At 65.0% G+C, this 22,967-nt stretch carries 25 protein-coding genes; 14 read left to right on the top strand and 11 right to left on the bottom strand.

What is annotated here, in order from left to right; all coding sequences use genetic code 11:
• Window positions 1-2 precede the first annotated feature (2 nt).
• Window positions 3-647, bottom strand: a complete 645-nt coding sequence (gene nth, locus Q7V31_RS01305; protein ID WP_304732497.1) for an endonuclease III — start codon at window positions 645-647, stop codon at window positions 3-5.
• Between the two features lie 80 nt (window positions 648-727).
• Here nth and Q7V31_RS01300 point away from each other — a divergent pair, with 80 nt between their 5' ends.
• The gene (locus tag Q7V31_RS01300) at window positions 728-1,249 is read left to right on the top strand and encodes a DUF2244 domain-containing protein (RefSeq protein WP_304731951.1); all 522 of its coding nucleotides are present in this window, start codon (window positions 728-730) and stop codon (window positions 1,247-1,249) included.
• A gap of 3 nt (window positions 1,250-1,252) precedes the next feature.
• On the opposite strand, the gene Q7V31_RS01295 is transcribed toward Q7V31_RS01300, so the two are convergent.
• The 6 genes from Q7V31_RS01295 to Q7V31_RS01270 form a co-directional block, all read right to left on the bottom strand.
• Window positions 1,253-1,885 carry a 2,3-bisphosphoglycerate-dependent phosphoglycerate mutase gene (locus tag Q7V31_RS01295; RefSeq protein WP_304731949.1) on the bottom strand — a complete coding sequence of 211 codons (633 nt, stop codon included), beginning with the start codon at window positions 1,883-1,885 and terminating at the stop codon, window positions 1,253-1,255.
• 30 nt (window positions 1,886-1,915) lie between these two features.
• Entirely contained in the window at window positions 1,916-2,728 is an 813-nt protein-coding gene (gene dapB, locus Q7V31_RS01290) for a 4-hydroxy-tetrahydrodipicolinate reductase (protein ID WP_304731948.1), read from the bottom strand.
• A 42-nt stretch (window positions 2,729-2,770) separates the two neighbouring features.
• The gene (locus Q7V31_RS01285) at window positions 2,771-3,109 is read right to left on the bottom strand and encodes a DMT family protein (protein ID WP_304731947.1); all 339 of its coding nucleotides are present in this window, start codon (window positions 3,107-3,109) and stop codon (window positions 2,771-2,773) included.
• 83 nt (window positions 3,110-3,192) lie between these two features.
• Window positions 3,193-4,338 carry a molecular chaperone DnaJ gene (dnaJ, locus tag Q7V31_RS01280; protein ID WP_304731946.1) on the bottom strand — a complete coding sequence of 382 codons (1,146 nt, stop codon included), beginning with the start codon at window positions 4,336-4,338 and terminating at the stop codon, window positions 3,193-3,195.
• Between the two features lie 101 nt (window positions 4,339-4,439).
• On the bottom strand, window positions 4,440-6,365 hold the full coding sequence (gene dnaK, locus Q7V31_RS01275) for a molecular chaperone DnaK (RefSeq protein ID WP_304731945.1): 1,926 nt from the start codon (window positions 6,363-6,365) through the stop codon (window positions 4,440-4,442).
• A 404-nt stretch (window positions 6,366-6,769) separates the two neighbouring features.
• Complete coding sequence (locus Q7V31_RS01270) at window positions 6,770-7,312, bottom strand: hypothetical protein (RefSeq protein ID WP_304731943.1); 543 nt, start codon at window positions 7,310-7,312, stop codon at window positions 6,770-6,772.
• Between the two features lie 126 nt (window positions 7,313-7,438).
• Between Q7V31_RS01270 and Q7V31_RS01265 the strand changes: the two genes are divergently transcribed.
• Window positions 7,439-8,065 carry an alpha-ketoglutarate-dependent dioxygenase AlkB gene (locus Q7V31_RS01265; RefSeq protein WP_304731941.1) on the top strand — a complete coding sequence of 209 codons (627 nt, stop codon included), beginning with the start codon at window positions 7,439-7,441 and terminating at the stop codon, window positions 8,063-8,065.
• Window positions 8,066-8,071: 6 nt separating this feature from the next.
• Here Q7V31_RS01265 and Q7V31_RS01260 read toward each other — a convergent pair whose 3' ends face one another.
• The 3 genes from Q7V31_RS01260 to hrcA form a co-directional block, all read right to left on the bottom strand.
• Window positions 8,072-8,776, bottom strand: a complete 705-nt coding sequence (locus Q7V31_RS01260) for an NnrU family protein (protein WP_304731939.1) — start codon at window positions 8,774-8,776, stop codon at window positions 8,072-8,074.
• Between the two features lie 99 nt (window positions 8,777-8,875).
• Window positions 8,876-9,505, bottom strand: coding sequence for a nucleotide exchange factor GrpE (grpE, locus tag Q7V31_RS01255; protein WP_304731938.1), 630 nt, complete (start codon window positions 9,503-9,505; stop codon window positions 8,876-8,878).
• A gap of 100 nt (window positions 9,506-9,605) precedes the next feature.
• Window positions 9,606-10,658, bottom strand: a complete 1,053-nt coding sequence (gene hrcA, locus Q7V31_RS01250; protein WP_304731937.1) for a heat-inducible transcriptional repressor HrcA — start codon at window positions 10,656-10,658, stop codon at window positions 9,606-9,608.
• 171 nt (window positions 10,659-10,829) lie between these two features.
• Here hrcA and rph point away from each other — a divergent pair, with 171 nt between their 5' ends.
• Genes rph through hemW form a run of 3 tightly spaced genes read left to right on the top strand, consistent with a single transcriptional unit; the run spans window position 10,830 to window position 13,310 of the window.
• The gene (gene rph / locus Q7V31_RS01245; RefSeq protein WP_304731936.1) at window positions 10,830-11,546 is read left to right on the top strand and encodes a ribonuclease PH; all 717 of its coding nucleotides are present in this window, start codon (window positions 10,830-10,832) and stop codon (window positions 11,544-11,546) included.
• Window positions 11,543-12,151, top strand: coding sequence for an RdgB/HAM1 family non-canonical purine NTP pyrophosphatase (gene rdgB, locus Q7V31_RS01240; RefSeq protein ID WP_304731934.1), 609 nt, complete (start codon window positions 11,543-11,545; stop codon window positions 12,149-12,151). The genes rph and rdgB overlap by 4 nt, the downstream gene beginning before the upstream one ends.
• A complete protein-coding gene (gene hemW, locus Q7V31_RS01235; RefSeq protein ID WP_304732496.1) occupies window positions 12,129-13,310 on the top strand; it encodes a radical SAM family heme chaperone HemW in 1,182 nt (393 codons plus the stop codon). Before rdgB ends, hemW begins: the two co-directional genes overlap by 23 nt.
• 3 nt (window positions 13,311-13,313) lie before the next feature.
• On the opposite strand, the gene Q7V31_RS01230 is transcribed toward hemW, so the two are convergent.
• Window positions 13,314-14,579, bottom strand: a complete 1,266-nt coding sequence (locus Q7V31_RS01230; RefSeq protein ID WP_304731932.1) for a penicillin-binding protein activator — start codon at window positions 14,577-14,579, stop codon at window positions 13,314-13,316.
• 139 nt (window positions 14,580-14,718) lie between these two features.
• Between Q7V31_RS01230 and rsmI the strand changes: the two genes are divergently transcribed.
• From rsmI to Q7V31_RS01185, 9 genes are all read left to right on the top strand, one after another.
• Window positions 14,719-15,582 (top strand): 16S rRNA (cytidine(1402)-2'-O)-methyltransferase, encoded by an 864-nt coding sequence (rsmI, locus tag Q7V31_RS01225; protein WP_304731930.1) that lies wholly within the window; start codon window positions 14,719-14,721, stop codon window positions 15,580-15,582.
• Window positions 15,569-15,973 (top strand): YraN family protein, encoded by a 405-nt coding sequence (locus Q7V31_RS01220; protein WP_304731929.1) that lies wholly within the window; start codon window positions 15,569-15,571, stop codon window positions 15,971-15,973. Before rsmI ends, Q7V31_RS01220 begins: the two co-directional genes overlap by 14 nt.
• A 65-nt stretch (window positions 15,974-16,038) precedes the next feature.
• Window positions 16,039-16,611, top strand: coding sequence for a BON domain-containing protein (locus Q7V31_RS01215; protein WP_304731927.1), 573 nt, complete (start codon window positions 16,039-16,041; stop codon window positions 16,609-16,611).
• Window positions 16,612-16,680: 69 nt separating this feature from the next.
• On the top strand, window positions 16,681-17,520 hold the full coding sequence (locus tag Q7V31_RS01210) for a SirB1 family protein (protein ID WP_304731926.1): 840 nt from the start codon (window positions 16,681-16,683) through the stop codon (window positions 17,518-17,520).
• A 160-nt stretch (window positions 17,521-17,680) separates the two neighbouring features.
• The gene (gene gshB / locus Q7V31_RS01205) at window positions 17,681-18,625 is read left to right on the top strand and encodes a glutathione synthase (protein WP_304731925.1); all 945 of its coding nucleotides are present in this window, start codon (window positions 17,681-17,683) and stop codon (window positions 18,623-18,625) included.
• Between the two features lie 16 nt (window positions 18,626-18,641).
• Window positions 18,642-19,940 (top strand): dipeptidase, encoded by a 1,299-nt coding sequence (locus Q7V31_RS01200; protein WP_304731923.1) that lies wholly within the window; start codon window positions 18,642-18,644, stop codon window positions 19,938-19,940.
• A gap of 299 nt (window positions 19,941-20,239) precedes the next feature.
• Complete coding sequence (locus Q7V31_RS01195) at window positions 20,240-20,800, top strand: Spy/CpxP family protein refolding chaperone (protein ID WP_304731922.1); 561 nt, start codon at window positions 20,240-20,242, stop codon at window positions 20,798-20,800.
• Window positions 20,801-20,833: 33 nt separating this feature from the next.
• Window positions 20,834-21,220, top strand: coding sequence for a DUF302 domain-containing protein (locus tag Q7V31_RS01190; RefSeq protein ID WP_304731920.1), 387 nt, complete (start codon window positions 20,834-20,836; stop codon window positions 21,218-21,220).
• Window positions 21,221-21,342: 122 nt separating this feature from the next.
• Window positions 21,343-22,893, top strand: coding sequence for a YifB family Mg chelatase-like AAA ATPase (locus Q7V31_RS01185; protein ID WP_304731918.1), 1,551 nt, complete (start codon window positions 21,343-21,345; stop codon window positions 22,891-22,893).
• The last annotated feature ends 74 nt before the right edge of the window (window positions 22,894-22,967 follow it).

Raw genomic sequence — 22,967 nt, 5'->3', positions numbered from 1 at the left:
GTTCAGGCAACCGTCGTCTTGGCCTTGAACTGGCAAAGATCGGCCACCCGGCAAGCCGGACAATCGGGCTTGCGCGCCTTGCAGACATAGCGCCCATGCAGGATCAGCCAGTGATGCGCATGCAGGCGGTAGGCGGGCGGCACGACTTTTTCCAGTTTCAGCTCGACGGCCAGCACATCCTTGCCCGGCGCAAGCCCGGTCCGGTTCGAGACGCGGAAGATATGCGTGTCGACCGCGATGGTCGGTTCCCCGAAGGCGACGTTGAGCACGACGTTGGCGGTCTTGCGCCCGACACCCGGCAGTGCCTGCAGTGCCTCGCGGTCGCGCGGCACCTCGCCGCCATGCCGTTCGATCAGCAGCCGCGACAGCGCCATGACGTTTTTGGCCTTGTTGCGGTAAAGCCCGATGGTCTTGATGTGCTGCGTCAGCCCCGCCTCGCCGAGCTTCAGCATCTTTTGCGGCGTATCGACAGTCTTGAAGAGCTTTTCGGTCGCCTTGTTGACGCCCACATCGGTCGCCTGCGCTGACAGGACGACGGCCACCAGCAGCGTATAGGTGTTGATGTATTTGAGCTCGGTCTCCGGCACCGGCAGGGCGTCCGACAGGCGGCGGAAAAACGCTTCGATCTGGGGTTTTTTCATCGGCATGGTGTCGAGACTTTGGCCATAACACCGCCGCGCCGCAAGGCCGCATTGCGCCCTGCCGTACCGCAATCTAGCATCTGCCCATGACCGTTGCCGCTGCCTCATTTCCCGCCGCGAGCGCCGAGCCTCTGGCCGCGCCGCTTCACTTCGACGCGCTGCTGACGCCGCATCGTTCGCTCTCGCGCAAGGGCTTCCTGATCGTCATGGGCGTCATCGCGGCGGTCAACTTCACGGCCGGTGCGGTCTTCATGGCGAAAGGCGCCTGGCCGGTTCTGGGTTTTTGTGGTCTCGAAGTGGCGTTGGTCTGGTGGGCGTTCCGGGCGAACTACCGCGCCGCCCGCGCCCATGAAACGGTGCAGATGTCGCAGAGCGAGTTGCGCGTTCGCCAGGTCGACGCAAAAGGCCGCGCCCGCGCTTTCAGCTTCCAACCTTACTGGGTACGCCTGTCGCTCAAGGTGAATCCCGACAAGTCGACCGAGCTCCATCTCCTGAGCCATGGGCGAGCCTTGGAAGTCGCCTCTTTTCTGTCGCCGCCCGAGCGCAAGGATTTTGCGCGCGCCCTTGAGGTGGCGCTGGCGTCGCTGAAGGCCGGTCACCACGCCTGAGCGTCAGTGAGCGTCGCGCTCGATCAGCATTTCCTTCTTCAGCACATTGCCCTTGCCGTCGAGCTGATAGACGATCGGCGCGCCGGTGGCGATGTTGAGCGCCAGCACCTCGTCCTGGCTGAGCTTGTCGAGCAGCATCACCAGCGCCCGCAAGCTGTTGCCATGCGCGGCGACAAGCACCCGCTCGCCGTTCAGGACGCGCGGCAGGATTTCTCTCTCGTAGTAAGGCAGAACGCGTTCGGCCGTCATCTTCAGGCTTTCGCCGCCGGGCGGCGGCACGTCGTAGGAACGCCGCCAGATATGAACCTGTTCCTCGCCCCATTTCTCGCGCGCATCGTCCTTGTTGAGGCCCGACAGGTCGCCATAGTCGCGCTCGTTGAGCGCCTGGTCCCTGACGATCTCGATGTCCGCCTGTCCGAGCTCCTCAAGCATGAGGCGGTTGGTCTCCTGCGCGCGCGACAGCGCCGAGGTGAAGGCGACGTCGAAAACGAGCCCGCGCGTCTTCATTGCCTGCCCGGCTTCGCGCGCCTCCGCAACGCCCTGTTCGGTCAGGCCCGGATCGCGCCAGCCGGTGAAGAGGTTCTTCTTGTTCCATTCGCTTTGTCCGTGGCGGACAAGCACAAGCAGGTTCGACAAGGTTGACTCCAGAATTTGTCTGTAGACGAATTATTCGATACCGAGCACATCGGCCATATTGAACAGGCCGGGCCCCCTGCCCTGCCCCCACGCTGCGGCCTTCAGCGCCCCGCGGGCGAAGATGCCGCGGTCCTCGGCAACATGCCCAAGCACGATGCGCTCCTGCGCGCCGGCAAAGATCACCTGATGGTCGCCGACAACCGAACCGCCGCGCAAACTCGCAAAGCCGATGGCGCCTTCGCGGCGCGCGCCGGTCTGGCCGTCGCGTCCACGCTCCGAATTTTCATTGAGCGCGACGCCACGCCCATCGGCCGCCGCCTGTCCAAGCAGCAAAGCCGTGCCGGACGGTGCATCGACCTTGTGGCGGTGATGCATTTCGACGATCTCGATATCCCATGCCGCATCGAGCGCGCGCGCCGCCTGCCGCACCAGCGCCGCCAGAAGATTGACCCCGAGGCTCATATTGCCGGCCTTGACGATGGTGGCATGACGCGCCGCTGCCGAAATCCGGGCCTCGTCGGCCTCGGTGAAGCCCGTCGTGCCGATCACATGGACGATCCGCGCCTGTGCGGTCAGCGCCGCAAATTCGACGCTTGCGGCCGGCACCGAGAAATCGATCAGCGCATCGGCCGTCTTGATGACGTTGAGGGCATCGTCGGTTGCCGCGAGGCCGAGCGGTGCAAGGCCCGCCAGCATGCCGAGATCGGCGCCGAGATGGGCCGAGCCTTCGGCCTCGATGCCGCCGGCCAGCGTCAGCCCCGCCGTCTCGTGGATGAGCGCGATCAGCGTCCGGCCCATCCGGCCGCCCGCGCCCGTCACCGCGATCTTGATGTCATCCGCCATGTCGGTGGCTCCCAGCGTTTGGGGCGGTATAGCAGTCCCCAATCAGCCCCGGAAGACGAAATAAGCGCCGAGCGCGATCAACGAAAAGCCGATCAGCGTGTTCCATGTCGGCCCTTGGCCCAGATAGAAGGCCGAAAAGCCGACGAAAACCGTCAGCGTGATGACTTCCTGCAGGGTCTTGAGCTGATGTGCCGTGTAGACGCCATAACCGATGCGGTTGGCCGGCACGGCGAGCGTGTATTCGATCAGCGCGATTCCCCAACTCACCATCACGACGGTCGCGATCGGCAGATGCTTGAATTTGAGGTGCCAGTACCAGGCAACCGTCATGAAGAGGTTGGAGGCGATCAGCAGCACAACCGGAAGAACGTAATTTTGCATCCGGAACCCGCCCGCAAAAAAGGCCCCCTGAGTCGTTCAAGCGGCCTTTTCAGAATAGCGCAAAGTCGGGCACACCGATTCACTCAGTTTTGGAAACCGTCCCAGAATTCCTTGACCCGGGCGAAGAAGCCCGAGCTTTCCGGATTGTTGCTGTCGGATGAGGAGGTCTCGAACTCCCTCAGCAGCTCTTTCTGCTTTTTGGTCAGGTTGACCGGCGTTTCGACCGTGATCTGGATATAGAGGTCGCCCGTCTCGCGCGAATTGACGACCGGCATGCCTTTGCCCTTGAGCCGGAACTGGCGGCCGGTTTGCGCGCCTTCCGGCACTTTCACCTTCACCCGCTTGCCGCCCAGCGTCGGCACTTCGATCTCGCCGCCCAGCGCCGCGGTCGCCATCGAAATCGGCACGCGGCAAAAGAGATCGGCGCCATCGCGTTCGAAAAGCCGGTGCGGCCGGACCGAAAGGAAGATGTAGAGGTCGCCCGCCGGCCCGCCCCGCATGCCGGCTTCGCCCTCGCCGGCAAGCCGGATGCGCGTCCCGTCCTCGACGCCGGCCGGAATGTTGACCGAGAGCGTGCGCTCCTTCTCGACGCGTCCCTGCCCGTGACAGGCGGTGCAGGGCTTGTCGATGGTCTGTCCGCGCCCGTGGCAGGTTGGGCAGGTTCGTTCGATGGTGAAGAAGCCCTGGGAGGCGCGCACCTTGCCATGACCCTGGCAGGTCGCGCAGGTGACCGGGCTCGACCCTGGCGCCGCGCCCGAACCTTTGCAGGTTTCGCAGGCAACGGAGCCCGGCACGCGAACTTGTGCCTTCTTGCCCTCGAAGGCTTCCTCGAGGTCGATCTCCATATTATAGCGCAGGTCGTGACCGCGCGCGCGGCCGCCATCATTGCGTTGGCCGCGCCGCCCGCCCATGAATTCGCCGAACAGGTCGTCGAATATGTCGGACATTGACGCGCCGCCGGCAAATCCGCCGCCCCGCGCGCCGCCCATGCCGCCCATGCCGCCATCGAAGGCGGCATGACCGAACTGATCATAGGCGGCGCGGCTCTGCTCGTCCTTCAGCGCATCATAGGCTTCGTTGAGTTCCTTGAAGCGCTGTTCGGCTTCCTTGTCGCCCTGATTCTGGTCGGGGTGATATTTCTTGGCGAGATTGCGATAGGCTTTTTTGAGCTCATCGGCGCCCGCATCGCGGCCGACCCCGAGGACGTCGTAAAAATCACGCTTCGACATCGAAGGTCACCCTAGGCAAAGAGCGGCCGCTGCGGGCGCGCTGACGCGCACCCGCCGGGCATTTTGTGTGAGGGAAACGGGCGTCATCTCGAGGCCCCGGATCAGGCGGACTTGTCCTGGTCTTTCTTGTCGTCGTCGACTTCTTCGAAGTCGGCATCGACGACATTCTCGTCGCGGCCATCGGCATCGCCGCCCGCGGCTTCGTCCGACTGCGCCTCGGCCTGCGCGGCCTTGTAAAGCGCTTCGCCGAGCTTCATCGACACTTGCGTCAGCGCCTCGGTCTTCACTTTGATATCGGCCGTATCGCCGCCAGTCAGCGCCGCCTTCAGTGCTTCGAGTGCTGCCTCGACTTCGGCCTTCACATCGGCCGGCACCTTGTCGGCGTTCTCGGACAGCATCTTTTCGGTCGAATTGGCAAGGGCCTCGCCATGGTTGCGGGTTTCCGCTTCCTCGCGCCGCTTCTTGTCTTCCTCGGCATGCGCCTCGGCGTCCTTGACCATCTTCTCGATATCGGCCTCGGAAAGCCCGCCCGATGCTTCGATGCGGATGGTCTGTTCCTTGTTGGTTGCCTTGTCTTTCGCCGACACATTGACGATGCCATTGGCATCGATATCGAAGGCGACTTCGATCTGCGGCACACCGCGCGGTGCGGACGGAAGACCGACAAGATCGAACTGGCCGAGCAGCTTGTTGTTGGCGGCCATTTCACGCTCGCCCTGGAAGACGCGGATTGTCACCGCCGACTGGTTGTCTTCCGCCGTCGAGAAGGTCTGTGCTTTCTTGGTCGGGATCGTCGTGTTGCGTTCGATGAGACGGGTGAACACGCCGCCCAGCGTTTCGATGCCAAGCGACAGCGGTGTCACATCGAGCAGCAGCACGTCTTTCACATCGCCCTGCAACACACCGGCCTGGATCGCGGCGCCCATGGCAACCACTTCATCCGGGTTGACGCTCATGTTCGGCTCTTTGCCGAAGAACTGTTTCACGGCTTCGCGGATTTTCGGCATGCGCGACTGGCCGCCGACCAGCACGATCTCGTTGATCTGACCGGCCGTGATGCCGGCATCTTTCAGCGCCGCCTTGCAAGGGTCGATGGTGCGCTGGATGAGATCTTCCACCAGAGCTTCGAGCTTGGCGCGCGTGAGTTTCATGGTGAGATGCTTCGGACCCGACGCATCGGCCGTAATGAAGGGCAGGTTGACTTCGGTCTGCGTCGCGGAAGAAAGCTCGATCTTGGCTTTCTCGGCCGCTTCCTTCAGACGCTGCAGCGCCAGCTTGTCGCCGCGCAGATCGATGCCGTTCTCTTTCTTGAATTCGTCGGCGAGATAATTGACGAGCCGCATGTCGAAATCTTCGCCGCCGAGGAAGGTGTCGCCATTGGTCGACTTCACTTCAAAGACGCCGTCGCCGATTTCGAGGATCGACACGTCGAACGTGCCGCCGCCAAGGTCGTAAACGGCAATCAGCTCGCCGTCCTTCTTGTCGAGACCGTAAGCGAGGGCGGCCGCCGTCGGCTCGTTGATGATCCGCAACACTTCGAGGCCCGCGATCTTGCCGGCGTCTTTCGTTGCCTGGCGCTGAGCGTCGTTGAAATAGGCCGGAACGGTGATGACGGCCTTCTCGACTTTTTCGCCGAGATAGCTTTCGGCCGTCTCTTTCATTTTTTGCAGGATGAAGGCCGAGATTTGCGAGGGCGAATATTTCTCGCCATGCGCTTCCACCCAGGCGTCGCCGTTCGGCGCCTTGACGATGTCGTAGGGCACCATGCCCTTGTCCTTCTGGGTGGTGGGGTCGTCATAGGAGCGGCCGATCAGGCGCTTGATGGCAAAGAGGGTGTTGGAGGGGTTGGTGACGGCTTGGCGTTTGGCCGATTGGCCGACCAGACGCTCGCCATCGGCGGTAAAGGCGACCATGGAGGGCGTGGTGCGGGCGCCTTCGGCGTTTTCGATCACCTTGGCGGTCTTGCCTTCCATCACGGCGACACAGGAATTCGTCGTGCCGAGGTCGATACCGATAACTTTAGCCATTCTCGTTGTCCTCACATTGCGGCGGGCCGGGCGGGCCGCATTTGGCGCCCGCGGGTTCCAGGACGCGCCCGTGCGGGCGCTCCCGGTCGAAACCGGCCCCCTGAATAGGGGTTGTCCGTCCCGGCGGGCAATAAGGGCTCCCCTGAGGCGGGCCCTCAAAGCCCCCGGGGTCCGGGGGGTTGAAACGGTTGCGCTGTATATAGGTTTGGGTTTCACGCCCCGCAAGCGTTGATGCGGCAATATGGCCACAGGAAGCGAGGCTTTTGGGACTCAGAGGCCGGCCAGACCCCGCAGGAGCGGGTTCTCTTTCGAGACCCGGAGCCCGGCTTCACTTCGGTGCGGGAAAGGCGACGGACGGCGCGTACCCCGCCGCCGTCCGTCTCTCGTGGCGTCTGGGCCGGACGCTAGAGCTGATTGTCCGGATAGACCGCGTTCCATTCGCAGGCTTGCGCCCGCCAGTCTTGCTGCCGGACACTGGCCTGCAGCCGCTCGACCGCCGTCATGTCGCCGCTGAGATCCGTGGCCTCCTCGGCCGCGTCGCCATAGCCGGCCTCGGCCGCGAGATTGAACCACATCAGTGCCAGCGGCTTGTTCTCGCGCTGTGTCGTCACCAGCGCGCCGAGTTTGGCCGGCGCGTTCATGCCGCGCACCAGATCGCCCGAATAAATGCGGCCGAGTTCGTATTTGGCGCGCGGATCGCCCTGGCGCGCCGCCTTGCAATACCATTCGGTCGCCTTCTGGTTGTTGAGAACACCGGCCGACCCGGCGATGGTGCAGCAATGCGCGTCGCCCATTTTCATTTGCGCCGCAACATCGCCGGCTGCCGCCGCATCCTCGTTGCCGACGATCACCGCATTGTCCTTGGCGCGCGAGGCGCCCTGAATGGCCACCGCCGCGCAGCCCGACAGCATCGCCGCCATCAGCGCAATCCCGATAATTCTGATCATAGCGCACCCCTTCCGCCCTGCTTGATGCCGGGCATCCACCACCCGGCGGCAGATAATATGGCACTATAGGTGTCAAAAATCGAGGCCGGATTTTGCAGCAGGACGGGCCCCATCTAGACTGACCCCATGAAGCCGGTCGATACGGGATTTGAGGGCCTGGCGCTCTATCCGCGCCATCTGGATGAGGTGGCGCAAAGGGCGCTCGCCGCCGAGCTTGCGCGGGCCCTGGAGCGCGCCCCGCCCTATCGCCCGCAAATGCCGCGCACCGGCAAGCCCTGGTCGATCCGGCAGATGAATTTCGGGCCTCTCGGTTGGGTCTCGCGGCCGGAGGGCTACGGCTATGCGTCAAGGGATGAGGTTAACAGCGCCCCCTGGCCGGCCATACCGGCGGCACTACTGGCGCTTTGGGACGATGTCGCGGCCTATCCGGCCTCGCCCGAATGCTGTCTGGTCAATCTCTACGAGCAGCCGAAGGCGCGCATGGGCCTTCACCGCGACGAGGACGAAGCAGCGCTCGATGCGCCCGTCGTCTCGCTCTCGCTGGGCGACACCTGCGTTTTCCGCGTCGGCGGATTCGCCCGTGGCGACAAATCGAAAAGCTTCAGACTCTCATCCGGCGACGTGCTGGTGATGGGCGGCTCGTCGCGCCTGCGCTTTCACGGCGTCGACCGTGTGATTTTCGGTTCCTCGCGCCTGATCCCCGGCGGCGGCCGCATCAACCTGACGCTGAGGCGTGTGACGAAGCCGGCATGAGTTTCCTCAATACGGATACCAACCCGGCACCGGCGACACGCCGAAAAGCCAGATATGCCCGTAAAACAAGGCGCCAAAGACGATCAGTGCGGCGAGGATTCGCCACCAGCCAAGTTCGCCGAGCTTCAGGCTGTTGCGCCCGGCGACAATGGCGAGAAAAGGCGGGTTGGAGGTCTTCGAGGCGAAGCCGCGCCAGCCCTCGCCCATTTTCCGCTCACGCTTGTCGTCAATGGAGAAAGTGCCGAGTAGGGCCAGGAGCGCGAAGGTACCGAAGAAGATGATCGCCGCCTGATCGCCATTAACGAGCACATGCCAGCCGGCCCAGATCGCGACGCCCCAGAGAAAGGGGTGCCGCGTGATCCGCAGCATGCCCTTGACCGTTTCCGGATCTGCCGCCAGCGCCTCGGCGCCGACGGCGGTCGGGTTCGGCGTCGTGATCCCGACAACGGCGAAGAAGGCCGCGATGAGAATGACGAGCGGCGACAGATGCATGGCCCAGAGCGGCGGCGCCCAGTAAAGCGGATTGGCGCCGGTCCCCGCCGCATTATAGGCCATCACCAGCCAGACGATGCCGCCGAGCGAGGCCAGTGCGAAAAGTCCGAGATAGGGCTTCTCGCCGATCGCGCCGACGATCTTGCCGCGCAAGCCGGAGCCTGCGACGATCAAATGAATTCCCAGAAAAAAAGCTGCCGCCGCCCAAAGTTCGAGCATGATCCGTCTCCTCCCCTGTCCAGTCTATAACAGCGTTATGACTATGGACTCGCGCATCGCCGGTTTCAAGGCATGCGATGAGGATGGAGCTTCGCTTTTTCAGGCCGTCGTGTCGACATTGGCGCCTTTTTCGGCGCCTTCGGCCTTGGCGACGCCGACCCGCGCCGCGCGCAAGAGACGCTCGCCGATCATGTAACCACCTTCGAGCACATGAACGACCGTGCCGGCCGGATGACCCGAGCCCGGCACCTCGAACATCGCCTCATGCAGGTTCGGGTCGAAGCGCTCGCCGGCCTGCGGCGTGATTTCGCGGATGCCGTGGCGTTCGAAAATCGACAGCAATTGCCGCTCGGTCATCTCGACACCCTCGACCATCGCCTTGACGCTCTCGGCAGCACCTTCGCGCTCGTCATCCTTGAGGGTGCCGATCGCACGGCGCAGATTGTCGGCAACCTGCAGCATGTCGCGGGCAAAATTGGCGGCCGCATAACGCGTCGCATCGGCCCGGTCGCGCTCGGCGCGCTTGCGGGCGTTTTCCATTTCGGCCGCGACCCGGAGCAGCCGGTCCTTGAGTTCGGCGATCTCGGTTTCGAGCGCCGCCACATCGGCGCCGGTCTCGGCGGCGTCGGCCGCCTCGCCCTGCCGGGCGGGCTCGGCCGCCAGCGATTCAGCCAGCTTTGCGGCCGTTTCGGGCGTTCCGGTGTCGGGTTTGCTGTTTTCGTCGCTCATGGGGCTTCCGTTTGCGTCCATGTCAGGTTTGTCGGGACTTCCGGCGAGTGCATGTGCGCGCCGGGGGCCAATATGTCAACCCGGCCTGCTCTCGCCGGCCTCAGTTGATCAGCCGGCCGACCAGCTTGGCGGTGTAATCGACCATCGGGATCACGCGCGCATAATTGAGCCGCGTCGGCCCGATCACGCCAAGCACGCCCACCACATGTTGCTGGGCGTCCATATAGGGACTGACGATCAGCGACGAGCCCGAAAGCGAGAAGAGTTTGTTTTCCGAACCGATGAAAATGCGCACCCCGTCGGCCTGCTCGGCAAGACCCAGCAGCTGCACCAGATCGCGCTTGTTCTCCAGATCGTCGAAAAGCAGACGGATGCGTTCGAGATCCTCCATCGCATGCACATCTTCAAGGAGCCGCGAGCGCCCGCGCACGATCAGCGATTTGCCGAGCGGATCGCCGCCACCTGCACCCGACCAGGTCGCCAGCCCCGCCTCGATCACCTTGGCTGTCAGCTCGTTGAGCTCGGCCTTTCGCGTTTCCATGTCGCGCGCCAGATGTGTCTTGGCCTCGTCCAGTGTCTTGCCGCGCAATTGCGCGTTGAGATAATTGGTGGCTTCCGCCAGCGCCGAGGGCGTCAGCCCTTTGGGAATTTCGATAACGCGGTTCTCGACCGCGCCGCCTTCGGTGACGATGACGACCAGCGCGCGCTCGCCGTCGATCGGCACGAATTCGAGATGTTTCAGCGCCGCGTCATAGGTTGGCGCGACGACGAAGCCGGCCGCATGGCTGAGGCCGGAGAGCATCTTCGACGCCTCGTCCAGCACATCCTCGACATTCTTGTGCGAGCCGGCCACCTGCCGCTCGATCGACTTGCGCTCGTCATCGCTGAGATCGCCGATTTCGAGGAGTCCGTCGACGAACATCCGCAGGCCCGCCTCGGTCGGCAGGCGGCCGGCGCTGGTATGGGGCGAAAAGATCAGCCCCAGCGCCTCGAGATCCGACATCACATTGCGGATCGAGGCCGCCGACAGCGAGATCGGGAGCTGCCTGGACAGGATGCGCGAACCGACCGGCTCGCCGGTTTCGAGATAGCTCTCGACCACGCGACGCAGGATCTCGCGCGAGCGCTCGTTGAGATCCTTGACGGCCACCATGCGCTGTCCCTGTCCTCATCCGTAAGTGTATGAAAGATGCGACAAATCTAGGTAGCGCCGGGGCCCGCGTCAATTCGCGGCGGCCCTTCCTTTACGCATGGCCGCCGCCAAGGTACTAAGACCCCCAAACCCGCCTGCAAATCATTCGAGACAAAGATCGGAACCCCGACAATGCGCCCCTCCGGCCGTCAGCCCCACGAAATGCGTCAGGTCTTCTTTGAGCCCGGCGTCGCCAAACACGCCGAGGGCTCCTGCCTCGTCCGCTTCGGCGATACGCATGTCCTGTGCACTGCGAGCCTCGAGGAACGTGTGCCGCCCTTTCTGAAGGGCGGCGGCAAGGGTTGGGTGACGGCCGAATACGGCATGCTGCCGCGCTCGACCCATGAACGGATGCGGCGCGAGGCGGCAACCGGCAAGCAGTCGGGCCGCACGCAGGAGATCCAGCGCCTGATCGGCCGTTCGCTGCGCACGATCGTCGATCTCCGGGCGCTCGGCGAGCGTCAGATTTCGATCGACTGCGATGTGTTGCAGGCCGATGGCGGCACCCGCACCGCCTCGATCACCGGCGCCTGGGTGGCCCTTCATCAGTGCATCGAATGGATGCGCGCCCGCTCGATGCTCTCCGGCCCTGTGCTGAAGGATCATGTGGCGGCGATTTCCTGCGGCATCTACAAGGGCCAGCCGGTCGTCGATCTCGACTATGCCGAGGATTCCGACGCCGGCACCGACGCGAATTTCGTCATCACCGGCAAGGGCGGCATTTGCGAAGTGCAGGGCACCGCTGAAGGCGAACCTTTCAGCGAAGACGAGCTCTCCAAGCTTCTCGGTCTCGCGAAATCCGCCATCGCCGATCTCGTGATCCGGCAGAAAGCGGCGGTCGCGGGATGACGCGCAAATTCGCCGGCGGCCGTCTCGTCGTCGCCAGCCACAATCCGGGCAAGGTACGCGAGATCGGCGATCTGCTGGCGCCGTTCGGCATCGAAACCGTGTCGGCCGCCGAACTCGGCCTTGCCGAACCCGAAGAGACGGGCGCCACATTTCGCGAAAATGCCGAGCTGAAGGCGCTGGCCGCCGCCCGCGCCGCCAACCTGCCGGCGCTTGCCGACGATTCCGGTCTTTGCGTCGAAGCCTTGTCGGGTGCGCCGGGCATTCATTCGGCGCGCTGGGCCGGTCCGACAAAGGATTTCGATTTCGCGATGGAAAAACTGCGTCGCGGCATGGTCGAGGCCGGCCCGCCCGACACGCGCGCGCATTTCATCTGCGGCCTGGCACTGGCCTGGCCCGATGGTCATGTCGAATATTTCGAGGGCAGGGTGGACGGCGAACTCGTCTGGCCGCCACGCGGCGAAAAGGGTTTCGGTTACGATCCGATTTTCGTGGCCGAAGGCCACGACATCACCTTCGGCGAAATGGAGCCGGAGAAAAAACATGGCCTCTCACACAGGGCTCACGCCTTCCGCCGGCTCGTCGATGCCTGCTTCGACAAAAATTGATCCGTTAACGGACGACCCGCGCGCGCCCGGCTTCGGCATTTATGTGCACTGGCCCTTCTGCCAGTCGAAATGTCCCTATTGCGACTTCAATTCCCATGTCGTCGCGGCGGTCGATCAGACGCGCTGGGCGGCGGCGCTTGTCCGCGAGCTTGAACATATGCGCGGGCTGACGGGCCCCCGCCGCGTGCGCTCGATCTTCTTCGGCGGTGGCACGCCCTCGCTGATGGAGGTTGCAACCGTTGAGGCGGTGCTCCAGCGGATCCATGCCCTCTGGCCGGTCGATGACGATGTCGAGGTGACGCTCGAAGCCAATCCCACCAGTGTCGAGGCGGCGCGCTTTCGTGGCTACCGGGCAGCGGGCGTCAACCGCCTCTCGCTCGGCGTCCAGTCGCTCGACGACGCACAGCTTAAATTTCTGGGCCGCCTGCACACCGCCGACGAGGCACTCCGCGCCATCGCGCTGGCGCGCAACACATTCCCGCGCCTCTCCTTCGATCTCATCTATGCGCGGCCCGGCCAGACGCGCGCCGCCTGGGAAAAGGAACTGCGCGCCGCGCTGGCGCATGCCGCCGATCATCTCTCGCTCTACCAGCTGACCATCGAACCCGATACGGCCTTTGCGCGTCTCCACGAGAAGGGCGCCTTCATATTGCCGGCCGAAGAAGACGCGGCGGCGCTGTACGAGTTGACCGGCGAAATCTGCGCCGAGGCGGGAATGTCGCCTTACGAAGTTTCGAACTATGCAAGGCCCGGCGCCGAGTGCCGTCACAATCTGGTCTATTGGCGCTACGGCGACTATGCCGGCGTCGGCCCCGGCGCCCATGGCCGCGTCAGGGCAGGGGAGGCGCATCTCGCAACCCGTACAATGCGTGCGCCGGGCCAATGGATTGAGGCGGTCGAGCGCCTCGGGCACGGCCTCGAAGCGTCGGAAGAAATTTCGCCGGCGGAGCAGGGCGACGAGATGATGCTGATGGGCCTGCGTCTCGAGGATGGCGTGGCGCTTGCGCGTTACGAAAAGCTGACCGGCCGCGCGCTTGCAAAGGCGCGCATCGAGAGCCTCGTCGCCGACGGATTGCTGATCCAAGAAGAGGGCCGCATCCGCGCCACGTCGCAAGGCCGCCTCGTCCTCGATGCGCTGCTGGCGCGCTTGCTGGTGTAAGGTTCAGAAGACCCGTGGCCGGAAACTTGTCGGTGCCGGATCGACGACCACCGCGCCGCCGGCGCGCACTTCCATCACGGCGAGGCCGCGTTCGGTGCGCCCGTCCGCCATGAAACGGAAAATACCGTCGACGCCGGCAAAGCCGTCGGGATCGGTCAGTGCTGCTGCGGAAAAGCGGCCGCTTTCGGGGCGCGTCGCCAGCGCCACCGCAAGGCTCGCCGCGTCATAGCCGAGACTGGCGATGCGCGGCGGCGTCGTGCTGCCATAGGCGCGCTTGTAGCGGGTCAGGAACTGCGCGTGCCCTTCGGGCGGCGGCGCCGGGAACCAGGCGCCATGAAGCGGCGGTTCGAGCGCCAGCGACGGGTCGTCCCAGAGCCCGGTACCGAGAAACTTCACCTTGCGCGGATCGAGATCGTAGTAAGGAAGCAAGGGTGAAATGGTTTTGAGCTGTGCGCCGCCTTCGGGCAGGAACAGCGCCTGGAAGTTTCCGCCGCCATAGCTCGCCGCGATGCGCCGCGCGGGCTCATACATGCCGTCCGAGCTTGCCGGATAACTGGCGCTGGCGACGATCCGTCCGGCGCGCGCGCCGACGGCGCGCTCGAACTCGGCCCGCGCCCGCTCGCCATAGCTACCTTGCGGATAAAAAGCGCCGAAGGACTGTATGCCCTGCAGTGTTGCAAATTCGACGATCCGGTTGATGTCTTCATGCAACGGGAAGGACAGCAGATAGACGCCGTTGCCGGCGACCGCGCTGTCGGAGGAAAAAGCGACGACCGGCACGCCGGCGCCCGCGGCCAGCGGCGCGATGGCGGTGACTTCCTCGGCAAAGAGCGGCCCGAGAATGAGATCGGCGCCGGCATTCAGCGCTTCCTGCGCGGCGCGCTGCGCGCCACCGGCAGTGCCCCCTGTCGCCTTGGGGATCAACAACACCTGCTGGTTGTCGAATTCGAACAGCGCCAGTTGCGCAGCATTGTAGATGGCGTTGGAAAGCGTCCGCACATTGTCGCGCGACGAATTGAAGGGCAGCAGCAGCGCCACCCGGACCGGCCTCTCGCCGGCCATATAAGCGGGCGTGTAGAAGCGGGCGGGGTCGCGCATCGGCGGCGTCTCGACGCGCGGCGGCGGCTGCACCTGCACGACGGGCGGCGGCGCGACCACCGGCGGCGGCGCCGGACGTGGGCCCAGGCCGTTGCAACCGGCCAGCAGGAGGCCGAGACAGAAAACAACCGTCGCCCGAAGGCCGGCAGAGGAGGAGCGGGCGTCTGTCACCGGAAGTTTCCTTGAACGAACATCGATATGCCGTGTCGGCGAAGGGTACTGTTCGCGACCGGCCAAGTAAACCGGTCCGGTCCGCGCGGCCCTGCACCGTCTTGCCAAAAAGTGCCTTCCGGGCGCAAGGTCGCCCGCGATGAACGAAAAACCCGCAAAACTCCGGCTCGCGCCGGGCCTTTATGTGACGGCGACGCCGATCGGCAATGCCGGCGACATCAGTTTGCGTGCCCTCGATGTGCTGACGCGCGCCGATCTGGTCTTGTGCGAGGACACGCGCGTGACAGCCAAGCTTTTCGCCATTCACCATATCGAGGCCCGCACCGCGCCCTATCACGACCACAACGCGGCCGAGATGCGTCCGCGCATCCTGAAACGGCTCGAGGCCGGCGAAGCCATCGCCCTGGTCTCGGATGCCGGCACGCCGCTCGTCTCCGATCCGGGCCTGAAGCTGGTACGCGAGGCGATCGCGGCCGGTCACGCCGTGACGACGCTTCCCGGCGCCTCGTCGGTTCTGGCGGCTCTGACGCTGGCGGGCCTGCCGACCGACCGCTTCTTTTTCGCGGGCTTTCCGGCCGCAAGGCAGGAAGCGCGGCGCAAGGAACTGGCCGAGCTTGCCGCCATCCCGGCGACGCTGGTCTTTCTCGAAAGCGCCAATCGTCTGGCTGCCTCGCTGGCCGACATGGTCGAGACACTGGGTCCGCGCGAGGCGGCGGTGGCGCGCGAACTGACGAAGAAATTCGAGGAGGTGCGGCGTGGCCCGCTCGCCGATCTGGCCGCGCATTATGCCGCGTCCGGACCGCCCAGGGGCGAAATCGTCATCGTGGTCGGGCCGCCCGAAAAGCGCGCGGCGCTTTGTGCGCATGAAATCGACGCGATGCTCGAAAACGCGCTGCGCCGCGAAAGCCTCAAGGACGCGGTTGCCGAAGTCGTGTCGATGACGGGCCTGCCGCGCCGCGAGATCTATGCCCGGGCGCTGGAAATAGCGGATGCGAAAGATTGAGGGCGGGATGAGAAAGGGCGATGCCGCGCGTGGCCGCGCCGCCCATCGCCGCGGCCTTCGCGCCGAAACGCTGGCCGCTTTCTGGCTCCGCCTCAAAGGCTATCGCATTCTGGCCCGTCGCCTGAAAACACGTGCCGGCGAAATCGACATGGTCGCGCGCCGCGGCAGGGCGCTGGTTATTGTCGAGGTCAAGGCAAGCGCCAGGCCCGACAGGGCCGGCGAGCGTGCCGTGGAGGCATTGCTTCCGCGTCAGCAGCAGCGCCTGGCGCGCGCCGCCGACCATTTGCTGGCCATGCGGCCCGGTCTTGCCGGTCTCGATCTTCGTTTCGATGTGGTGCTGGTCGCCCCGCGCCGTTTCCCCCGTCACCTGGAAGACGCCTGGCGGCCATAATCTTGCCGCAGCACTCGGCTCATTTCGTGCCGGAGCACGGGGGTTCCTTGTCTGGAGGTTTCGGTATGCGAATGTCTTTGGCGGCGTTGATCCTGGTTGTTTTCGGCCTTGGCGGCTGCGTGCCGCTGGTCGTGGGCGCGGGCGGCGCGGCCGCCGTCGGGGCCTCGCAGGACCGCGGCCTCGAACAGGCCGTCGACGACAACCAGATCTCCTTTGAGATCAATCGCAAGCTGTTGGCCGAAGACAGCAATCTCTACAAGGGCGTCGCGACCCAGGTCCGCAATGGCCGCGTGCTTCTGTCCGGCACGGTACCGAAGGCCGAGGACCGCGTGACGGTGACGCGTCTTGTCTGGACCATCGGCGGCGTCAGGGAGGTCATCAACGAGTTGAAGGTCGGCGGGAGTGCCGGTTTCGCGCAGGCGATGAGCGACGCGACGATCACGACCAAGCTGCGCGCCCGGCTGACCGGCGACCGGAGCATCAGCAGCATCAATTACTCGATCGAGACGGTGCACGGCATCGTCTATCTGATGGGGACGGCACTTGACCGCGCTGAACTCGATCGCGTCATCGCCCATGCGCGCGACGTGTCGGGCGTGAAGAATGTCGTCTCCTATGTCGAGATCAGGAAGTCCTGAGCGGACCTGCATCGAGCGCACTTGCATCGCCCGCCCGTCCCGCGCCATGATCGCCGCATGGACGGGACGATGCGAGACATGGAAAGCGAATTGCAGCGCGCGGGCGTCATGCCCGACGACGAACTCGATCTGGCGCGGCTGGCGCTGACGCTGGCGGCGCTCGACCGGCCGGAGTTCGAACCCGATCCCTATCTCGCCCATCTTGACGAATTGGCCGCGGCGACGGACGAGGTGCTGTCGGGCGCCGCGAAAGAAGCGCCGGCCGGCATTGTCGCAGGCGCGCTGGCCGGCGTTGTCGCCGGCCGATTTCATTATCTCGGCGACACCAGGACCTATGACGATCCGCGCAACGCCAATCTTGCCGATGTGATCGACCGCCGCAAAGGCCTGCCGGTCACGCTCGGCATTCTCTATCTTCATGTCGGCGCGAAACTGGGCCTCGATCTGATCGGTTTGAACTTTCCGGGTCATTTTGTGCTCAGGCTGCGCGGTGCGGGCGAGGCGGCGGTGCTCGACCCTTTCAATGGCGGCCGCGCGCTGACCGCCGCCGACTTGCTGACGCTGCTGCGCGGCGTCGAGGGCCCCGATGCGCGGCTGACGCCCGAGGCCTGCGAGCCGGTCGGCCCGCGCGACATCCTGCTCCGGCTTGAAAACAACATTCTGAGCCGCGCCATCAAGGCCGGCGACTTCGCCCGCGCCCGCGAGATCGTGCGGCGCATGATCTGGCTGGCGCCGCAGCGGGCGGGTCTGCGCTTCGAACTCGGGCGGCTCGAGGTCCATGCGGGGCATATGGGCGCCGCCGCCCATGCCTTCGAGGCCTGCCGCGACATGGCCGCCGACCTCGGCGAGGCCCGCATTGCCGTCATGGCGGAAGAGGCGTTGCGCCGCCTCAAGACGCGCCTCAACTGATTTTTTTCTCGCAAAGCGGGGGTTCTCCCCCCATCTTTCCCCGAGCCCGCGCGGGCCAGGTCAGCGCGTGAGTGTCCAAGACCGCGCGGGCCAGGTCCGCGCGTGAATGCCCGAGACCGCGCGGGCTTGGCCCGCGCGTGAACGAACGTGAGAGAACAGCATGAGCCTTGCCGTCGCCATCCAGATGGATCCGGTCCACCAGATCAACATCAACGCCGATTCGACCTTTGCACTGGGGCTGGAGGCGCAGCGCCGCGGCCACAGGCTTTTCTATTACGAGCCCAAGGATCTCTCGATGCGTGACGGCCGCGCCTATGCGCGCATGCGGCCGATGACGCTGCGCCGCGAGGTCGGCAATCATTCGACCCTGGGCAGCCTCGAAAAGACCTTTCTCGCCGATCTCGATGTCGTGCTGATGCGCCAGGACCCGCCTTTCGACATGAGCTACATCACGGCGACCCATATTCTCGAAACCGTGCACCCGAAAACGCTGGTGGTGAACAATCCGGCCGAAGTGCGCAATGCGCCCGAAAAGCTTTTTGCAGTGCGCTTCAAGGGCTTGCTTCCGCCGACCCTGATCAGCCGCGATCCGGAAGAGATTCGCGCCTTCCGCCGCGAATTCGGCGACATCATCGTCAAGCCGCTGTTCGGCAATGGCGGCATCGGCGTCTTCCGCATCCGCGAGGGCGACGAGAACCTCAATTCGCTGCTCGAGATTTTCGGTCAGATGAACCGCGAGCCGGTGATCGTGCAGAAATATCTCCCCGAAGTCCGTCAGGGCGACAAGCGCATCATCCTGGTCGACGGTGAACCGGTCGGCGCGATCAATCGTGTTCCGGCCGAAGGCGAATCGCGCTCCAACATGCATGTCGGCGGCCGGCCTGAAAAATGGTCGCTGACGGCGCGCGAACGCGAAATCTGCGAGACGATCGGACCGGAACTGAAGGCGCGCGGATTGATCTTCGTCGGCATCGATGTGATCGGCGACTGGTTGACCGAGATCAACGTCACCTCGCCGACCGGCATTCAGGAAATCGACCGCTTCGACAATGCCAATCTGGCGGGTCTTGTCTGGGATGCGATCGAGGCGCGTCGCGGCGCGTGAAAGGGGAGGCGTGAGCATGCCGGGCAGGGCACACATGAAATGGACGCGTTACGCCATTCTGGCCGCCGGTCTGGCGCTGGTCGTCGGCGCCATCTGGACGCTGCGCCCGGTCTTCATCCCCGATGCGCCGCCGCCGACACTGGCAGAAACGGCGGCGCGCATTCATGCAAGCGTCATCACGATCGACACCCATGTCGACATCCCGACAAGCTTCGGCACGGAGATGTACGATCCCGGCAAGACGGGGACCTGGCCCGTTCAGGTCGATCTGCCGCGCATGCGCGAGGGCGGTCTCGACGCGGTCTTCTTTGTCGTCTATGCGGGGCAGGGCGCACGCGACGATGCGGGTTATGCGCAGGCCGCCTCCGAGGCCTTCGCGAAATTCGCCGCCATCCGCCGCATGACCGATAATCTCTACCCGGACGAAATCGGCCTTGCCCGCTCCGCCGCCGATATCCGCCGCCTGCACGGCGAAGGCAAGCGGGTGGCGCTGATCGGCATCGAGAACGGCTATGTGATCGGCCGGTCGCCCGAATTGCTCGACACTTACTATGCGCTGGGCGCGCGCTATCTGGGCCTTGTTCACAACGGCCACAACGATATTGCCGACAGCGCCCTGCCGCAGGAAAAATTCACTGACCGCGCCAACGAGGAAGGCGGCGAGCATGGCGGCCTGTCGGATTTCGGCCGCACCCTCATTGCCCGCGCCAACGATCTCGGCCTGATGGTCGATGTCAGCCACGCCTCGAAAGCCGCCGCGCTCGAAGCGATCGAGCTGTCGCGGGCACCGGTCATCGCCTCGCATTCCTCGGTTCACGCCCTCCATCCCCATCCGCGCAACATGACGGATGAAGAAATCAAGGCGCTGGCGGCCAGGGGCGGCGTCATCCAGATCGTCGCCTTCGACGCCTATCTGCATGAGGTGCCGGAGGAAAAGCTGAAGGCGCGGCGCGAACTGGCGGCCTCGCTTGGGATGATCTCGCTCGATGCCTTTTTTGGCGCCAGCGACGAGACGAAGCGCAAATTCGCCGACAGCGTCGCGGCGCTTGACGCCAAATGGCCGCGCGCCACCGTGGCGACGCTTGCCGATCACATCGACCATGCGGTGAAACTGGTCGGCATCGACCATGTCGGCATCTCGTCGGATTTTCAGGGCGGCGGCGGCATCGAAGGCTGGTCCCATGCCGGCGAAACCCTCAACGTGACGGCCGAGCTGGTCCGCCGCGGCTACACCGAAGAGCAAATCGGCAAGCTCTGGGGCGAAAACCTGATGCGCGTGATGGACGCGGCCGAGGCGGCGCGGTCGAAGAAATAGCCGCAGCCCGACCGGTTGCCCTTCGCCGCACTGCACATTTTGGTGCCTAGGCGCTCAACGAGCCTGGTGCCGGTCATCCCTTTCGCCAGCCGCATCGCCTCGGTCGGTCCGCGCGGTCTCGACCTCTTCGCCAACGAGCGCAGGCTCCGCTTCAACTTCGCGACGCCCCCCTGAAGTCGACTGTGGAAGTCCGCCCGGACCGGGCTTTCGACGGAATTTGATCGAGCGCAATGCAGCCATCGACGATCCCTGTTCGTCTGATCGCGAGTAACCGAAATCTCAACCGGGAAGGAATGACGATGAAACCGAGCAGCATGATTTGTGTCGCTCTCTTCGGCATCGCTCTCATGGGCGGACCCGCCGCGGCGCAGATGGCCGATAAAGGCGGGCAGGGGCAGGGCCCCGGCATGATGATGGGCCAGGGCGGCATGATGGGCGGAAGCGGCTGGGGCACCGGGATGACGGGCCCTGGCATGGGTATGATGGGTGGCGGCTGCGGCATGATGATGGGCGGCTGGTCGGGCGACGGCGATATCGAGACCTATGCGGATGGCCGTGTCGCCTTCCTCAAGGCCGAGCTCGGCATTACCGACGATCAGCAGGCGGTTTGGAACGATTATGCCGACGCGCTGCAGTCGAACGCGGGTGTCATGGTGTCGATGCACCGGAGGATGCGCGAGGCGTCCGGGCAGCAGGACGCGACGCCCTCCGGAAGGCTCGATTTCCATATTGAGATGATGAAGTCCCGCCTTGCGGCTCTGGAAGCCCTGAAGCCCGCGACCGAAGCACTTTATGGCACGCTGTCAGCGGAGCAGAAACTGAAGGCCGACCGTCTCCTGCCGGTCATGGGTTGCATGTAGGCTCGCAATTTTCCGGGCCAGAAAGAGCAGACGATGACCTATTATCACGCACGGACCATCGAATGTGCGTTCGATGCCGCTGTGGAGCGCGTGACGACGGCGCTTGCCGCTCAGGGCTTCGGCATCCTCACCGACATCGACGTCGCCGCGACGATGAAGAAAAAGCTGGGCAAGGACATGGCGCCCTATCGCATTCTCGGAGCCTGCAATCCCGCGATGGCGGACCGGGCGCTCGCGCTCGAAAACAAGATCGGCACCATGCTTCCCTGCAACGTCATCTTGCGGCAGGCGGACGCGTCGCGAGTCGAGGTGGCGGCTATTGACCCTGTCGCCTCGATGGGTGCCATCGGCAATCCGCAGCTTACCGAGGTCGCAAAGGCGGTCGCGGGGATGCTGGCGGCGGCGGTCGACGCCGCCTGACACTGCGCGCGCTGCCGCAAGGCGCAGGACCGGGCAGGGGCGTCGTCTTTTGTTCCCATTTCGTTCTTGACGTAATTCACCATTGCGCTAGCCTTTCCCCATAACCGGACAGGGCGGGCATCATGGTCGCGCATATCGAGACGGTGGCCTTTCAGGGCGTCGAGGCGCGTCCGGTTGATGTGCAGGTCCATATCGCCGGTGGTGTCATCGGTTTTGCGGTCGTCGGCCTCGGCGACAAGGCGGTTGCCGAAAGCCGCGAGCGCGTGCGCGCCGCCCTCCATGCGATCGGTCTCGGCCTGCCGGCCAAGCGCATCACGGTCAATCTCGCCCCCGCCGATCTGCCAAAGGAAGGTAGCCATTACGATCTCCCCATCGCGCTCGGCCTGCTGGTCGTCATGGGCGTGCTGCCGGCGCAGGAGCTCGAGCGTTTCGTCGCCATCGGCGAATTGTCATTGGACGGCACCATCAATCCGGTCGCCGGCGCGCTGCCGGCGGCGATTGCCGCCAATGCCCGCGGCAAGGGCCTGATCTGCCCCGAAGCCTGCGGGCCCGAAGCCGCTTGGGCCGGCATGGACGCGGCAAATCCGGGCGGCGTGCTGGCGCCGCGCTCGATCATCGCGCTGGTCAATCATTTTCGCGGCAGTCAGGTCCTCTCCGAACCGGCGCCGATGAAGGCGGTCGAAGCGGGGACCGTGCCAGACCTGCGCGATATCAAAGGACAGGAATCGGCCAAGCGCGCACTCGAGGTCGCCGCCGCCGGCGGCCACAACATGTTGATGGTCGGCCCGCCCGGCTCCGGCAAGTCTATGCTGGCCGCGCGCCTTCCCGGCATTCTGCCGCCGCTTTCGCCGCGCGAGATGCTGGAGGTGTCGATGGTCGCCTCGCTCGCCGGCGAGCTTTTGAAAACCGGCATCGGCCGCCGCCGTCCCTATCGCGCGCCGCATCATTCGGCCTCGATGCCGGCGCTGGTCGGCGGTGGGCTTCGCGTCCGCCCCGGTGAAATCTCGCTCGCGCATCGCGGCGTCCTGTTCCTCGATGAACTGCCGGAGTTCCCGCGCCAGGTGCTCGACAGCTTGCGTCAGCCGCTTGAGTCAGGTGAGGCAGTCGTCGCCCGCGCCAATGCACATGTGACCTTCCCGGCCCGCTTCCAGCTGGTTGCGGCGATGAACCCCTGCCGTTGCGGCCATGCGGGCGATGCGGCGCGCGCCTGTCCGCGCGTGCCGCGCTGCATCGGCGACTATCAGGCGAAACTGTCGGGGCCGATGCTCGACCGCATCGACATCCACATCGAAGTGCCACCCGTGGCGCATGCCGATCTGGCGCTGCCGCCGCCGGCCGAAGGCTCGCCCGAGGTTGCCGCCCGCGTCGCCGCGGCGCGCGAGGCGCAGGATGCCCGCTTCACCGAAATCGTCGGCCCGCAATCCATGTTGCTCAACGCCCATGTCGAGGGCGAACTGCTCGACCGCATCGCAACGCCCGACGATGCCGGCAAGCGTCTGCTGGTCGAGGCCGCCGAGCGCATGGGCCTGACCGCGCGCGGCTATCACCGCGTATTGCGCGTCGCCCGCACCCTGGCCGATCTCGACGGCGCGGACGGCGTCACCCGAATCCACATCGCCGAGGCACTCGCCTACCGTGAAACAGTGGCCGGAAAACTCGGCGCCGCTGCCTGATGCGCGCGGGCTCTTTACCTTTCGCTAACCATAAGCCTTAGCGCTTTCTCAAGTGCGGGGGAGGCACAGTCGGG

The sequence above is a fragment of the Parvibaculum sp. genome (assembly GCF_030651915.1).
Classification (GTDB): domain Bacteria; phylum Pseudomonadota; class Alphaproteobacteria; order Parvibaculales; family Parvibaculaceae; genus Parvibaculum.
Note: the sequence above shows the minus strand (reverse complement) of the source record. Positions and strands in the feature narration are given on the sequence as shown.